At 72.4% G+C, this 14160-nt stretch carries 11 protein-coding genes; 7 read left to right on the plus strand and 4 right to left on the minus strand.

Going from position 1 to position 14160, the window contains the following annotated elements:
• Positions 1-124: 124 nt before the first annotated feature.
• Both ACFW9D_RS33815 and ACFW9D_RS33820 read right to left on the minus strand, forming a co-directional pair.
• Positions 125-493: a WhiB family transcriptional regulator gene (locus ACFW9D_RS33815; protein WP_188337101.1), complete on the minus strand. Its 369-nt coding sequence runs from the start codon at positions 491-493 to the stop codon at positions 125-127.
• Positions 494-655: 162 nt separating this feature from the next.
• Positions 656-1351: a DUF1707 domain-containing protein gene (locus ACFW9D_RS33820; protein ID WP_188337102.1), complete on the minus strand. Its 696-nt coding sequence runs from the start codon at positions 1349-1351 to the stop codon at positions 656-658.
• A 154-nt stretch (positions 1352-1505) separates the two neighbouring features.
• Here ACFW9D_RS33820 and ACFW9D_RS33825 point away from each other — a divergent pair, with 154 nt between their 5' ends.
• Positions 1506-3173 (plus strand): fumarate hydratase, encoded by a 1668-nt coding sequence (locus ACFW9D_RS33825; protein WP_188337103.1) that lies wholly within the window; start codon positions 1506-1508, stop codon positions 3171-3173.
• Positions 3174-3253: 80 nt separating this feature from the next.
• Here ACFW9D_RS33825 and ACFW9D_RS33830 read toward each other — a convergent pair whose 3' ends face one another.
• On the minus strand, positions 3254-4780 hold the full coding sequence (locus ACFW9D_RS33830) for a ricin-type beta-trefoil lectin domain protein (RefSeq protein ID WP_384628435.1): 1527 nt from the start codon (positions 4778-4780) through the stop codon (positions 3254-3256).
• A gap of 138 nt (positions 4781-4918) precedes the next feature.
• On the opposite strand from ACFW9D_RS33830, the gene ACFW9D_RS33835 reads away from it, so the two are divergent.
• The 4 genes from ACFW9D_RS33835 to ACFW9D_RS33850 all read left to right on the plus strand — a co-directional run bounded on the left by ACFW9D_RS33835 (position 4919) and on the right by ACFW9D_RS33850 (position 10024).
• Complete coding sequence (locus ACFW9D_RS33835) at positions 4919-6316, plus strand: aspartate ammonia-lyase (RefSeq protein WP_188337105.1); 1398 nt, start codon at positions 4919-4921, stop codon at positions 6314-6316.
• 95 nt (positions 6317-6411) lie between these two features.
• Positions 6412-7083 (plus strand): DUF402 domain-containing protein, encoded by a 672-nt coding sequence (locus ACFW9D_RS33840; protein WP_188337106.1) that lies wholly within the window; start codon positions 6412-6414, stop codon positions 7081-7083.
• Between the two features lie 126 nt (positions 7084-7209).
• Complete coding sequence (locus ACFW9D_RS33845; protein ID WP_188337107.1) at positions 7210-7932, plus strand: class I SAM-dependent methyltransferase; 723 nt, start codon at positions 7210-7212, stop codon at positions 7930-7932.
• 37 nt (positions 7933-7969) lie between these two features.
• On the plus strand, positions 7970-10024 hold the full coding sequence (locus ACFW9D_RS33850; RefSeq protein ID WP_188337108.1) for a SpoIIE family protein phosphatase: 2055 nt from the start codon (positions 7970-7972) through the stop codon (positions 10022-10024).
• 230 nt (positions 10025-10254) lie between these two features.
• Here the strand turns inward: ACFW9D_RS33850 and ACFW9D_RS33855 are convergent, their stop codons facing one another.
• Positions 10255-11316, minus strand: coding sequence for an Lrp/AsnC family transcriptional regulator (locus tag ACFW9D_RS33855; RefSeq protein WP_384628439.1), 1062 nt, complete (start codon positions 11314-11316; stop codon positions 10255-10257).
• Between the two features lie 91 nt (positions 11317-11407).
• Here ACFW9D_RS33855 and ACFW9D_RS33860 point away from each other — a divergent pair, with 91 nt between their 5' ends.
• Positions 11408-12721 (plus strand): MFS transporter, encoded by a 1314-nt coding sequence (locus tag ACFW9D_RS33860; protein WP_384628442.1) that lies wholly within the window; start codon positions 11408-11410, stop codon positions 12719-12721.
• Entirely contained in the window at positions 12718-14016 is a 1299-nt protein-coding gene (locus tag ACFW9D_RS33865; RefSeq protein ID WP_384628444.1) for an amidohydrolase, read from the plus strand. The genes ACFW9D_RS33860 and ACFW9D_RS33865 overlap by 4 nt, the downstream gene beginning before the upstream one ends.
• The last annotated feature ends 144 nt before the right edge of the window (positions 14017-14160 follow it).

Raw genomic sequence — 14160 nt, forward strand, 5'->3', positions numbered from 1 at the left:
CTCGCCGCACCGGGCGTAAGGCCAAGTACGTCCAGTACGAGGCCTTGCGCCCGGCACGCCGAGAGCACGCACCAGACGCCGCCCGGCCGCCCTTCGGGCGACGACGGGACTTTGCGGACACGCCCTAGCCGGCGGCCGCCACGGCCCGCGACGCATTCTTCAGCTCCACCTCGCGGCGCCTGCGCCGGGCGAGCACGACCCGGCGCTCCGCCGCGGTGAGGCCGCCCCACACCCCGTACGGTTCCGGCTGGAGCAGGGCGTGCTCGCGGCACTCGACCATCACGGGGCAGCGGGCGCAGACCCGCTTGGCGGCGTCCTCGCGGGACAGACGGGCCGCGGTGGGTTCCTTGGAGGGTGCGAAGAACAGGCCCGCCTCGTCCCGCCGGCACACGGCCTCGGTGTGCCACGGCTCGTCCTGGTCGCGGTCCCTGACTGGCACCCGCTGGCGCGGAACGGCGGCTACCTGCAGGGACTGGCGCGGCGGATGCAGCACGGTCTACTCCTGACGACGGCTTACGACGGCTTGCGCGAGCGGGAGACGATGCAGCAAGCTCTACCCGCTGTGTCGGCGCCTATGCACTGAGTTGCACCGAGTTCCGCCGCGCGGAAGTTCCCGCGCGTGCAAGGGAGTTAGGGCCGTCGCCCTTCCTGGGCGTCAGTCGAGGTGCTTGCGCAGCTGCTTGGCGACGCTGCGGCCGACGTACTTGTGCAGATCCTTGATGATCTTGCCGCGCTTGGGCTTCGCCTCGATGTTGCCGAGGACCGCGACGCCGTCGACGTGCACGACCGGCGCGTCCGGGTCCGTCGCGTCCAGCGTGTCCACCTCGAAGTTGCCGAGGACACCGCCGCCACTGCCGTGGAGGGTCACGTTCTCGGGGACGCGGATCTCCACGTTGCCGAAGACGGAGACCGCCTTGATGTAGATCCGGCGGTGCTCGAAGATCGCCTCGCTGAGGTCGATCTCGATGTTCCCGAACACCGCGTACGCGTGCGTGCGCTGCCCCACGCGCCAGCGGCCCTTGCGGCCGGCCGCGCTGAACACCGCCACCAGGTTGTCGCTCGGGACGGCCGGGGCCACGCCGGGCGGCATCGCGCCGGGCGCCGGGCGGGTGGCTCCGGGGCGGGGCGTGTGGTCGCCGGGCAGGTCGCGTACGAGCGGCTCCAGGTCGCCGACGGTCTTGGCCCGGTAGACCCCGTCGATGCGCTCGGCGTGCTCGTCGGCGTCGAGCCGGCCCTCGGCGAGCGCCTCGCGCAGGATGTCCGCGATCCGGTCCCGGTCGGCGTCGGAGGCGCGCAGCTCGGCCGGGTCCGCCGCGGGGGCGCTCTCTTGGGGGCGCTTGTGAAGGTCCACGACAGCAGATTACACAGACGCGATAGATCGCGACTAGGGGACCGCGCGGCCGACTGAGCCTTACCTCACAGACTCGCCCGCGCTGTCAGGTTCTACGCTGGTTGGCGCTGCCAACGGATGCCAGCTGCTGTCTGTCAAGTGAGGAATGGGCGAGATGCCTGAGTTCGCGTACACCGATCTGCTCCCCCAGGGCGAGGACACCACCCCGTACCGCCTGGTCACCGCGGAGGGCGTCTCCACCGCAGAGGGGCCGGACGGCCGTACGTTCCTGAAGGTCGAGCCCGAGGCGCTGCGCAAGCTCGCCGAAGAGGCGATCCACGACATCCAGCACTACCTGCGCCCGGCCCACCTGGCGCAGCTGCGCCGCATCGTGGACGACCCGGAGGCCTCCGCGAACGACAAGTTCGTGGCGCTCGACCTGCTGAAGAACGCGAACATCGCGGCGGCCGGCGTGCTCCCGATGTGCCAGGACACCGGCACGGCGATCGTCATGGGCAAGCGCGGCCAGAACGTGCTGACCGAGGGCGAGGACGAGAAGTCCCTCTCCAAGGGCATCTACGACGCCTACCAGAACCTGAACCTGCGCTACTCCCAGATGGCCCCGCTGACCATGTGGGAGGAGAAGAACACCGGCTCCAACCTCCCCGCGCAGATCGAGCTGTACGCGACCGACGGCGGCGCCTACAAGTTCCTCTTCATGGCGAAGGGCGGCGGCTCGGCCAACAAGTCGTTCCTGTACCAGGAGACGAAGGCCGTCCTGAACGAGTCCTCCATGATGAAGTTCCTGGAGGAGAAGATCCGTTCGCTCGGTACGGCCGCGTGCCCGCCGTACCACCTGGCGATCGTGGTGGGCGGCACGTCCGCCGAGTACGCCCTGAAGACCGCCAAGTACGCCTCGGCGCACTACCTGGACGAGATCCCGGCCGAGGGCTCGGCGCTGGGTCACGGCTTCCGGGACAAGGAGCTGGAGGAGAAGGTCTTCGAGCTCACGCAGAAGATCGGCATCGGCGCGCAGTTCGGCGGCAAGTACTTCTGCCACGACGTGCGCGTGGTGCGGCTGCCGCGGCACGGCGCGTCCTGCCCGGTCGCGATCGCCGTGTCCTGCTCGGCGGACCGCCAGGCCGTCGCGAAGATCACCGCCGAGGGCGTCTTCCTGGAGCAGCTGGAGACGGACCCGGCGCGCTTCCTGCCGGAGACCACCGACGAGCACCTCGACGAGGCCTCCGACGTGGTGAAGATCGACCTGAACCAGCCGATGGACGCGATCCGCGCGGAGCTGACCAAGTACCCGGTCAAGACCCGCCTGTCGCTGAGCGGTTCGCTGGTCGTGGCCCGCGACATCGCGCACGCCAGGATCAAGGCGCGGCTCGACGCCGGCGAGGACATGCCGCAGTACATGAAGGACCACCCGGTCTACTACGCGGGCCCGGCGAAGACGCCCGAGGGGTACGCCTCCGGTTCCTTCGGCCCGACGACGGCCGGCCGGATGGACTCCTACGTGGAGCAGTTCCAGGCGGCGGGCGGTTCGATGGTGATGCTCGCCAAGGGCAACCGCTCGCAGCAGGTCACCGACGCGTGCGGCACGCACGGCGGCTTCTACCTCGGCTCCATCGGTGGCCCGGCGGCCCGTCTCGCCCAGGACTGCATCAAGAAGATCGAGGTCCTGGACAACGAGGAGGACGGCATGGAGGCCGTCTGGAAGATCGAGGTCGAGGACTTCCCGGCGTTCATCGTCGTGGACGACAAGGGCAACGACTTCTTCAAGGACCCGGCGCCGGAGCCGACGTTCACGCACATCCCGGTGCGCGGCCCCGGCCTGTAGGGCCCCCGCGCGCAGGACACGGACGGCCCCGGTCACCTCTCGGTGAGCGGGGCCGTCCGCCTGTGCGGTGGGGGTGGGGGTCAGGCGGTGAACCGCTGGCTCGCCGAGCCGTCGCACTTCTGCAGGCGGATCTGCGACTTGGCGGCGGACTGGGTCAGGCACATGCCGGTCGCGGCGGCGGGGCGCAGGGTGTCGCCGTTGCGCACGAACTTCTGGTGCTGGCCGCCGTGGCAGTTCCAGACGATCATTCCGGCGCCGGCCGGGTAGGTGTCGTCTCCGGTGTCCAGGCAGCGGTCCTGGGTGAGGCCGGTGATGACGGTCTGGCGGGCCGAGTCGTACCACCAGGTCTGGTTACGGGTGCCGGCGCAGTCCCAGCCGAGGACGCGGGTGCCGTTGGAGCTGACGGAGCTGTCGACGTCCATGCAGTTGCCGGTGGCGGCGTTCTTGAGCGGCTTGTAGACGTCGTCCCAGGCGAGCGGGAACAGGGTGGGCTTGCCGGCCGAGTTGACGTCGGCGCAACTGGCCTCCTTCAGGCCGGAGTTGTAGAGCTGGGTGAGGCAGGAGGCGAAGGCCAGGTGGCCGCGGGCGTTGGGGTGGAAGGACTGGCGCAGCGAGTTCTCGTCCGGGGTGCCGGGCTTGGAGAGGTCGATGAACGCGCCGCGGGCCCAGGTGTCCTCCATGCAGACCTCGTGGCCCTGGAAGAGCCGCGAGTTGTCGAGGTAGGTGGCGCCGGTGTCCTGGGCGATCTTCCGCATGCCGCGCTCGAAGGCGGGGACGGCGACGTTGCGGCCCCACTTGGTGTCGGAGTCGTAGCCGAGGCCGCCGCAGGCGAGCTTGCCGGGGAAGCTGGGGTTGTCGTGGAAGTCGGGGCCGATCGGGCTCGGGTAGCCCATGACGACGAGCTTGTAGTCGCCGTCGGCGTAGCCCGCGTCGCGCATGGTGGTGCGCAGGTCGCGCACGGTCTGCTCGACCTTGGGCACGAGGGCGTCGACGCGGGACTGCCAGCCGGCCGCGTACTTGGACTCGCAGGGGCCCTGGGAGAGCAGGTAGCGCTGGACGCAGTCGGTCATGACGGGGCCGAACTGGAGGTCGTCGTTGGCGCCGGCGACGAGCAGCACCATCTTGACCTTGGTGTTGCGGGCCTTGACGGCGAGGTTGTCGCTCTGGACGAGCTCGTCGGCGTACTGCTTGCTGCCGCCGATGCGGATGTTCCCGGTGTAGGCGCCGGAGCAGGAGACGTTGTAGGTGACGTCCGCCGGGATGGTGGTCTTGTGGATGGCGGAGTCCGCCGAACGGTGGCACCAGTTGTCGGGGCCGTTGGTGGGCGATTCGTAGGTGCCGATGCCCTCGCCGGAGATCTCGCTGTCGCCGAGCGAGACGAGCGAGGTCTTGCGGTCGGCGAGCGGCCGTTCGGCCGGGTCCCCGTAGAGCTTGGTGGCCTCGGCGGCGCGGACCTGCTCGAGTTCGGGCGGGAGCGGTGTGCTCGCGGTGGCTGTGGCGGTCGCGTCCGGTGCCGCGCCCGCGGTGGGGGCCGCGAGCCCGAGCACGGCCGCCGCCACCGCGACAGCGGCGGCCGTACAGCGGATTCTGGGTCTGATGCGTTGCATGACGCCTCCCCGGCTTCGGTGTTACCCGAGGTATTTACTGGTGGGTAGGCGCCATGGGAATAGCCAGAACAAGACAACTGCTCAACTTTTAGAGAGCTGCACGGCGGGTTTCGCCGGTGTTTCGGAGGGTTTGTGGCGATGACGAACGACGACAGCGGGTACCGGATCGAGCACGACTCCATGGGCGAGGTGCGGGTGCCGGCCGACGCCAAGTGGCGGGCCCAGACCCAGCGCGCCGTGGAGAACTTCCCCGTCTCGGGGCAGCGCCTGGAGCGCGCCCACATCGAGGCGCTCGCCCGGATCAAGGCCGCCGCGGCGAAGGTCAACGCGGAGCTCGGGGTGCTCGACAAGGACGTGGCGCAGGCCATCGTGGACGCCGCCGCCGAGGTGGTCGAGGGCCGCTGGGACGACCAGTTCCCCGTCGACGTCTTCCAGACCGGCTCGGGCACCTCCTCCAACATGAACACGAACGAGGTCCTGGCCACCCTCGCCACCGAGCGCCTGGGCCGCGACGTCCACCCCAACGACCACGTCAACGCCTCGCAGTCGTCGAACGACGTGTTCCCCTCCTCCATCCACATCGCGGCGACCGCCGCCGTCACCCACGACCTGATCCCGGCGCTCCACCACCTCTCCGCGGCCCTGGAGCGCAAGGCCGCCGAGTTCGCCGACGTCGTCAAGGCGGGCCGCACCCATCTGATGGACGCCACGCCGGTGACCCTCGGCCAGGAGTTCGGCGGCTACGCGGCGCAGATCCGCTTCGGCGTGGAGCGGCTGCGCGCCTCGCTCCCCCGCCTGGCCGAACTCCCCCTGGGCGGCACCGCCGTGGGCACCGGGATCAACACGCCGCCCGGGTTCTCCGCCGCCGTCATCGCCGAGGTCGCCCGCACCACCGGGCTCCCCCTCACCGAGGCCCGCGACCACTTCGAGGCGCAGGGCGCGCGCGACGGCATCGTCGAGACCAGCGGACAGCTGCGCACCATCGCGATCGGCCTCACGAAGATCTCCAACGACCTGCGCTGGGCCGCGTCCGGGCCGCGCACGGGCCTGGCCGAGATCCAGCTCCCCGACCTCCAGCCGGGCTCCTCGATCATGCCGGGGAAGGTGAATCCGGTCATTCCCGAGGCGACCCTGATGGTCGCCGCGCAGGTGATCGGCAACGACGCGACGGTCGCCACGGCGGGCGCCGCCGGCAACTTCGAGCTGAACGTGATGCTGCCGGTCATCGCCAAGAACGTCCTGGAGTCGATCCGCCTCCTCGCGAACGTCTCCCGTCTCCTCGCCGACCGCACGGTCGACGGCATCACCGCCGACCGCGAACGGGCCCGCGAGTACGCCGAGTCCTCGCCGTCCGTGGTCACGCCGCTGAACAAGTACATCGGCTACGAGGAGGCCGCCAAGGTCGCCAAGAAGTCCCTCGCCGAGCGGCGGACGATCCGCGAGGTGGTCCTGGAGGGCGGCTACGTGGAGCGGGGGGACCTGACGGTCGAGCAGCTCGACGAGGCCCTCGACGTCCTGCGCATGACCCGCCCCTGACCGTGTGCCTCACGGGGCGCCCGGCGGTGTGACGCGGTGACTCGATCGTGATGCGCACCGCAGCGCGTAATGGCCTGAGCCCCTAACATCTGGCCATGAACGACAACGACCGGACAGGTGGAGGGCGCTGGGCGCCCGGTGAGCAGATCCTGTGGCGCTATCGCGCCAACGGGGGCGACGGGTTCCACATCTGCCGTCCGGTCACGGTCGTCGAGGATTCGGCCGATCTGCTCGCGGTGTGGCTGGCGCCCGGCACCGAGTGCGTCAAGCCCGTGCTCGCCGACGGCACCCCGCTGCACCGCGAGCCGCTGGCCACCCGCTACACGAAGCCGCGCACGCTGCTGCGCGACCGCTGGCTGGGCACGGGCGTGCTCAAGCTGGCCCGGCCCGGCGAGCCCTGGTCGGTGTGGCTGTTCTGGGAGCGCGGCTGGTCCTTCCGCAACTGGTACGTGAACCTGGAGCAGCCCCGGACCCGCTGGTCGGGCGGGGTCGACTCCGAGGACCACTACCTGGACCTGTCGGTGTACCCGGACCGCAGCTGGCGCTGGCACGACGAGGACGAGTTCGCGCGGGCCCGCGAGGTCGGACTGATGAACGCGGCGCAGGCCGCCTCCGTACGGGAGGCGGGGCGCCGCGCGGTCCGGGTGATCGAGGCGTGGGGCCATCCGTTCCCGGACGGCTGGCCGGACTGGCGGCCCGATCCCGCGTGGCCGGTTCCGGCCCTGCCGGGCGACTGGGACCGTACGCCCGCGCACGTGTCCTCATGAGACCCTTGATGCGCCCCCAGGCAGTAAACGTAGGATCGTCCTCCGCAACAGCGCGGCGCAGCGCGGGAAGTGGCGGAGGAAGCATCACCGGCCGCAACTCTTCGCGTGTGCGGCAGGTCTGACACGATGTCGACGAGGTCATCGAGGGGCGGCGGGACCGTGAGTCAGAGCAGTGGAGCGTACGAGGGGTCCGGGGCGGGCGGCGCGGCCGACCGGTCGGACCAGGCCGCGGCCTTCGACGCGATCGGGGCGCGCTACGACGAGGCGTTCCCGCACAAGGACGGCCAACTGGCCTCGGTGGAGCGGCTCCTGGCCGCGCTCGCGCCCGGCGCCCGGGTGCTCGACGTGGGCTGCGGCACCGGGGTGCCCACGGCCCGGCAGCTCGTGGACGCGGGGCATCCGGTGGTCGGCGTCGACCTGTCGGCGGGCATGCTGGAGCTGGCCCGCAAGCACGTGCCGGAGGCCGAGTTCCGCCAGGCCGACCTGACGACGCTGGCCGCCGACGGGCCGGACGGGCTCGGGCGGTTCGACGCGGTCACCTGTTTCTTCACCCTGCTGATGCTGCCTCGCGCGGAGATCCCGGGCGCCCTGCGGCTGCTGCGCTCGCTGCTGCGGCCCGGGGGGCGGCTCGCGCTGTCCATGGTCGAGGCGGACCTGGACGACACGGAGATCCCGTTCCTGGGTTCCACGATCCGGGTATCCGGGTACCTGCGGGACGAGCTGCACCGGACCGTGCGCGAAGCGGGCTTCGAGATCACCGGCGAGGAGACGTACGCGTACGCTCCCGCGAGCACCGACGCCCCACCCGAGCACCAGCTGTTCATCGACTGCCGGCGCACCGGCGAGTAGCACGGCGCGCAGCCCCGGACGGACGGATTCGACACGCGTGACGGAGCACTCAGCCTCTTACCCAGGCTCGCACGACGGCCCCCGCGGCCAGGCGGCCCGCCCGGCCGACCCCCGCGGGGCGCTGCGGCATGCCCCGCAGGCGTCCGCGGCCCCCGGCGGCTTACCGGAGCAGCCGCGCCGGGCCGCCGCGCCGTCCACCGCGGCCTCCTCCGCCGCGGCCTCCTCCTCGGCCGCCGCGGACGCCGAGCACTCGCAGCCCCGTACCCCCTCCCCGGAGCCGGTGCGTCCGGCCGGGCCGCCGGACGGCGGCGAGCGCCGCTCCGGCCAGCCGCGCCCGGCGGGCCAGCCGGTGGCGATGCGCCGGGACGGGGACCGGCTGCGGTTCGTGGGGGCCGCGACCCGGCGGATCGCCCGCGGCATCGACCTCGACGAGATCGTGATGGGGCTGTGCCGGGCGACCGTGCCGACGTTCTCCGACGCGATCCTCGTGTACCTGCGCGAGCCGCTGCCCGTCGGCGACGAGCGGCCCACGGGCCCGATGGTGCTGCGTCTGCGCCGCACCGACCGGATCCCGGACGCGGACGACACCGACACGGACTCGGACAGTGGGAGCGGTACCCTTCCGGCCGCGCTGCCGCAGCCCGAACTGGCGGCGGGCAGCGCGGAGTTGTGCGAGGTCCGCACCGGCGGCGCGCTCGCGGAGGTGCTGCGCGGGGTGCGACCGGTGTTCGCGGACTCCCCCGCGGCGATCGCCGCGCTGCCCGAACTGCTCGGCGACTGCCGGTCGTTGCCGACCGGCCGCCGGGCGATCCTGGCACCGCTGCGGGGGCGGCGCCGGGTGATCGGTGCCGCCGTGTTCCTGCGCCGCCCGGACCGGATCCCGTTCGACGCGGACGACCTCCTCGTCGCGGGCCAGCTGGCGACGCACAGCGCGCTGGGCATCGACAAGGCGGTCCTGTACGGGCGCGAGGCGTACATCGCGGACGAGCTGCAGCGCACGATGCTGCCCGAGACGCTGCCGCGGCCCACGGGCGTGCGGCTGGCCTCGCGGTATCTGCCGGCGGCGGAGACGGCGCGGGTCGGCGGCGACTGGTACGACGCGATCCCGCTGCCGGGCAGCCGGGTCGCGCTGGTCGTCGGCGATGTCATGGGCCACTCCATGACCTCGGCGGCGATCATGGGCCAGCTGCGGACGACGGCGCAGACGCTGGCCGGCCTCGACCTGCCGCCGCAGGAGGTGCTCCACCACCTCGACGAGCAAGCGCAGCGGCTCGGCACGGACCGCATGGCGACCTGCATGTACGCGGTCTACGACCCGGTCTCGCACCGCATCACGATCGCCAACGCGGGCCATCCGCCGCCGGTGCTGCTGCACCTGGGCGGGCGGGCAGAGGTGCTGCGGGTGCCGCCGGGCGCGCCCATCGGGGTCGGCGGGGTCGACTTCGAGGCCGTCGAGCTGGACGCGCCGGCCGGGGCGACGCTGCTCCTGTACACGGACGGGCTCGTCGAATCACGGCTGCGGGACGTCTGGACGGGCATAGAGCAGCTGCGTGAACGGCTCGCTGCGACCGCGCAGTTGACGGGGCCGGACCATCCGCCGCCGCTGGAGGCGCTGTGCGACGAGGTCCTCGACATGCTCGGCCCGGGCGACCGGGACGACGACATCGCGCTGCTCGCGGCGCGGTTCGACGGGATCGCGCCCAGCGATGTCGCGTACTGGTTCCTGGAGCCGGAGGACGCGGCGCCGTCGCGGGCGCGGCGGCTCGCGCGCTCGGCGCTGGCCCGCTGGGGTCTGGAGGAACTCACCGACTCCGTCGAGCTGTTGGTGAGCGAGGTCGTGACGAACGCGGTGCGGTACGCCTCGCGGCCGGTGACGCTGCGGTTGTTGCGGACCGATGTGCTGCGGTGCGAGGTGGGCGATGACGTGCCGCAGTTGCCGCGGCTGCGGCAGGCTCGGGCCACGGACGAGGGTGGGCGGGGTCTGTATCTCGTCAATCGGCTGGCGCGGCGCTGGGGGGCGACTCGGTTGTCGACGGGCAAGGTGGTGTGGTTCGAGCTCTCCTTGCCGGGGGCGGCGGGTTCAGCGCCGTAGCTCCGCGGGCTTCGTCGTCGGGTGCGGCCCGGTGGGGCTTCTCGCGCAGTTCCCCGCGCCCCTGAAATGCAGGCGCTGCGCGCCGCATTTCCCCCATCAAGGTGCAGGGCGCCTGTCATCGGGGGAAGGCGCGGCGAAGCCGCATGCCTTCCAGGGGCGCGGGGCTGTGTCCATCAGCGGCTCCGCCGCGGGGCGCGACCAGCCCCCACCGGAGCCGCACCCGGCAGCGGTCACAAGCCCACCGGGACATAGCCCAGGGCCCGGCCATGGTCGTCCAGGAGGCGGCCCATGCGCTTGGCCGTGCGCAGCGTGACCGTGCGGTCCTCGATGCGCAGGCGCGGGAAGCGGTCGTCGAGCAGGGACTCCAGCCCCGCCATCCCGTCGAGGTCCCGCAGCCAGACGGAGAAGAGCAGGTTGCAGGACCCGGTGACGGACGTGCAGAGCCGCATCTGCGGGAGCCGGGCGAGCGCGGCCCCGGTCGAGTCCAGCTCCCCGTGCGGCACCCGCGCCCGGTACGTGGCGAGCGCGGGCCACCCGGCGAGCTGCTGGGCCAGATCGCAGCGCAGCAGGATCTCCCGGTCCCGCAGCTCGCGGGCGAGCCGCCGCCGCACCGTGGACTCGCTGATCCCGACCCGCTCGGCGAGTTCGGCGTAGCCCGCGCGTCCGTTCGCGCCGAGGGCGAGCAGCAGTTTCAGGTCGACGTCGTCGCGGGGCAGGAACGCGCAGGGCGTCGTGGAGCCGGTCATCGCACCGGCGGCGCCGTGCGCGGTGAGCCGGGCGCGGCCCGCCGGTTCCAGGGCGCGCACCTTCCAGTTGCTGCCCTCCTGGTAGAGCCGCATGCTCAGCCGGGTCCGGGTGCCGCGCACGCCGGGCAGCCGGCCGATGTCCTCGGTGACGCGGCGGCCGAGCGCGGGCAGGTCGGGGGCGGCGACGGACAGGAAGAGGTCGTAGTCGCCGACGACGAGTTCGGCGCTGAACACCCAGGGCAGGGCGACGAGCCGGGCCGCGAGCTCCTCGACGCGGCGGGGGCGGCAGGTGACCTCGACGTAGGCGACGGTGGTGGTGGCCGGTCCGGCGTAGGCGGTGACCCAGGCGAGGCCCTCACGTTCGAGGCGGGCCCAGCGGCGGGCGGCGGTGGTGGCGTCGATGCCGACGGCGGGGCCGACGCAGGACCAGGGGGCGCGCGGGTCGGTCTGGAGGGCGTCGATCAGGGCGAGGTCGGCCTCCTCGAAGGCGGCCGTAGGGGCGGCGGATTCCTGCGAGCCGTGCGGCAGGCTGCCGGTTTCCTGCATTCTCGGGCCCCTTTCGCGCGGCGGCCGGATTCTGTCCCCACTTCCGAGCCGCTCCCCCCACATCAGCACGCCCACTCTAGAAGGAGTGCCTGTGGCCCCACCGTCGCACGACCCCGGAAACGCCCCCGGCAACGTCCCCGGGACAGTCCCCGGCAAGGAGCGCCTCGACCGAGGCGCGAAGATCACCGTCGCCCTGCTGTTCAGCGCCTGGCTGATCGACTACGTCGACCGGCTCGTCATCAATCTGGCGCTGCCCTCGATCGGTGACGAGTTCGACCTGAGCCGCACCCAGCAGGGCGTGGCCGTCTCCGTCTTCTTCGTGGCGTACGCGCTGTGCCAGATCCCGGGCGGGATGCTCGCCGACCGGTTCGGCGCGAAGCGGGTCACGTGCTGGGCGCTGCTGATCTGGTCCGTGTTCACGGCGCTGACCGGCCTGGCGGGTTCGTTCGCGATCCTGCTCGTGGTGCGGTTCCTGTTCGGGGTGGCCGAGGGGATCTTTCCCGGTGCCTCGATGAAGGCGGTCAGCGAGCGCACGACGCCGGGCCAGCGGATGAGCGCCAACGGTCTGGTGCAGTCGTCCAACGCGGTGGCCGCCGTGGTCGCCCCGCTGGTCGCGGCGCCGCTGATCGCCCACTTCGGCTGGCGCTCGGCCTTCTTCAGCGTTGCCGCCGTCGGTGTGTTCGTGTACGCGGCGGTGCGGCTGTGGCTGCCGGAGCCGCAGGACGCGGGCGTGCGGTCGGCGGCTCCGGCGGGCGGCACTCGTACGATCGTGCGCTCCGGCACGATGTGGGCCTTCGCCGGGATGTTCTTCGGGTACGACATCATCGTGTGGGGCCTGAACACGTGGGTGCCGTCGTACCTGAGCGAGGAGCGCGGGCTCGCGCTGACCTCGGCCGGGGCGCTGGCCGTGCTGCCGGCGGGCGTGGCGACCGTCGCCGTGATCGTCGGCGGGCGGCTCGCGGACCGCTTCGCGGGGCATCAGCGCAAGGTCGTGGTGCCTGCGATGGCCGTGTCGTCGATCGCGCTGCTGCTGATGGCGACGGCCTCGGGCACGGCCGCGTTCGTGGCGTGGATGACCGTGGCGATCGGCGCCGCGTCCCTGTCGTACATGCCGGTGTTCGCGGTGCCGCTGCGCAGTCTGCCGCCCGCCCTGACCGGGGCGGCGGCCGGTCTGATCACGTTCGGCGGGCAGCTCGGCGGGGTCGTCGCGCCGACCGCGATGGGGCTGCTCGCGGACGCCGCCGGGTTCACCGCCGCGTTCGGCTTCCTGGTTCTCGGTGCCGTCCTCGCGGCGGTGCTGTCCGTGTTCACCCCGCAGGACTCCCTCTCCTTCCGCCGGGCGCTGCGGCTGCCCGAGCCGGCGCCCTCACCCCTTCCCGTAGCAGCAGAAAGCGAGCAGGCATGACCACCGAGAGCACCACCGAGAGCTCCTCCCCCTTCACCGGCGGCCTCGACGCGCACCTTCCCGGGCTGCGCGCGCTCTACGAGGACCTGCACGCCCATCCCGAGCTGTCGTTGCAGGAGACGCGGACGGCGGGGATCGTCGCGGCGCGGCTGCGGGCGCAGGGCGGCTGGGAGGTGACCGAGGGCGTCGGCGGCACCGGTGTCGTCGGGGTGCTCCGCAACGGGGACGGGCCGGTCGTGCTGCTGCGCGCGGACATGGACGGGCTGCCGGTCCTGGAGGCGACCGGGCTGCCGTACGCGTCGGTGGCGCGGGCCACGGACCGGGACGGGAACGACGTGCCGGTGATGCACGCGTGCGGGCACGACATGCACGTGACGTGTCTGCTGGGGGCGGCGGCGCAGCTCGTCGCGCACCGGGACGCGTGGCGCGGCACGGTCCTCGCCGTGTTCCAGCCGGCGGAGGAGACGGGCGAGGGCGCGCGGGACATGCTCGCGGACGGGTTCGCGGAGCGTTTCCCGCGGCCCGAGGTGTGTCTGGGCCAGCACGTGGGTCCGTTCCCGACGGGGATCGCGGTGACGCGGCCGGGGGCGGTGATGGCGGCGTCGGACAGTTTCCGGGTGCGGCTGTTCGGGCGGGGCGGGCACGGGTCGACGCCGGAGTCGACGGTGGACCCGGTGGTGATGGCGGCGGCGCTGGTGCTGCGGCTGCAGACGGTGGTGTCGCGCGAGGTGGGTGCCTCGCAGGCGGCGGTCGTGACGGTGGGCGCGCTGCACGCCGGTACGAAGGAGAACATCATTCCGGACGAGGCCGAGCTGAAGCTGAACATCCGGTCGGTGGACGAGTCGGTGCGGGAGCGGGTGCTCGCGGCGGTGCGCCGGATCGTCAAGGCGGAGGCGGAGGCTTCGGGGGCGCCGAAGGAGCCGGAGATCACCTCGCTGGGCACGTTCCCGGTCACGGTGAACTCGGCGGAGGCGACCGAGGTGACGGTCGGGGCGCTGCGCGGGGCGCTCGGCGAGCAGGCGGTCGTCACGCTGCCGCATCCGCTCAACGGCAGCGAGGACTTCGGCCTGTTCGGGGACGCTCTCGGGGTGCCGTCGGTGTTCTGGCACTTCGGCGGGGCGGCACCGGAGGCGTTCGCCGGGGTGGACCTCGACGCGGTGGCGACGCGCGGGCTGCCCGCGGAGATCCCGGTGAACCACTCGCCGCTCTACGCTCCGCTGCCGGAGCCGACGATCGAGCTGGGGGTGCGGTCGCTGCTCGGGGCGGCGGGGGCGTGGCTGGGCCGCGCGGAGTGAGCCGGACCTGACGCGGGGGGGGCGGGGGCCCCCGGGGGGTGGGGGGGCCCCCCGGGGGGGGGGGTTTTTTGGGGGTGGTGGGGGGGCAGTGGATTTTAAAAAAAAAAAACAGGCGCCCCAAATTTGGGGTTTTATATAAGTGTG

The organism is Streptomyces sp. NPDC059524 (assembly GCF_042749255.1).
GTDB lineage: Bacteria > Actinomycetota > Actinomycetes > Streptomycetales > Streptomycetaceae > Streptomyces > Streptomyces xanthii.

Excerpts from the sequence above, each read along its gene's own strand:
- ACFW9D_RS33825 (WP_188337103.1), top strand. The coding sequence starts at position 1,506 with ATGCCTGAGTTCGCGTACACCGATCTGCTCCCCCAGGGCGAGGACACC.
- ACFW9D_RS33845 (WP_188337107.1), top strand. The coding sequence starts at position 7,210 with ATGTCGACGAGGTCATCGAGGGGCGGCGGGACCGTGAGTCAGAGCAGT.
- ACFW9D_RS33835 (WP_188337105.1), top strand. The coding sequence starts at position 4,919 with ATGACGAACGACGACAGCGGGTACCGGATCGAGCACGACTCCATGGGC.
- ACFW9D_RS33865 (WP_384628444.1), top strand. The coding sequence starts at position 12,718 with ATGACCACCGAGAGCACCACCGAGAGCTCCTCCCCCTTCACCGGCGGC.
- ACFW9D_RS33855 (WP_384628439.1), bottom strand. The coding sequence starts at position 11,316 with ATGCAGGAAACCGGCAGCCTGCCGCACGGCTCGCAGGAATCCGCCGCC.
- ACFW9D_RS33840 (WP_188337106.1), top strand. The coding sequence starts at position 6,412 with ATGAACGACAACGACCGGACAGGTGGAGGGCGCTGGGCGCCCGGTGAG.
- ACFW9D_RS33830 (WP_384628435.1), bottom strand. The coding sequence starts at position 4,780 with ATGCAACGCATCAGACCCAGAATCCGCTGTACGGCCGCCGCTGTCGCG.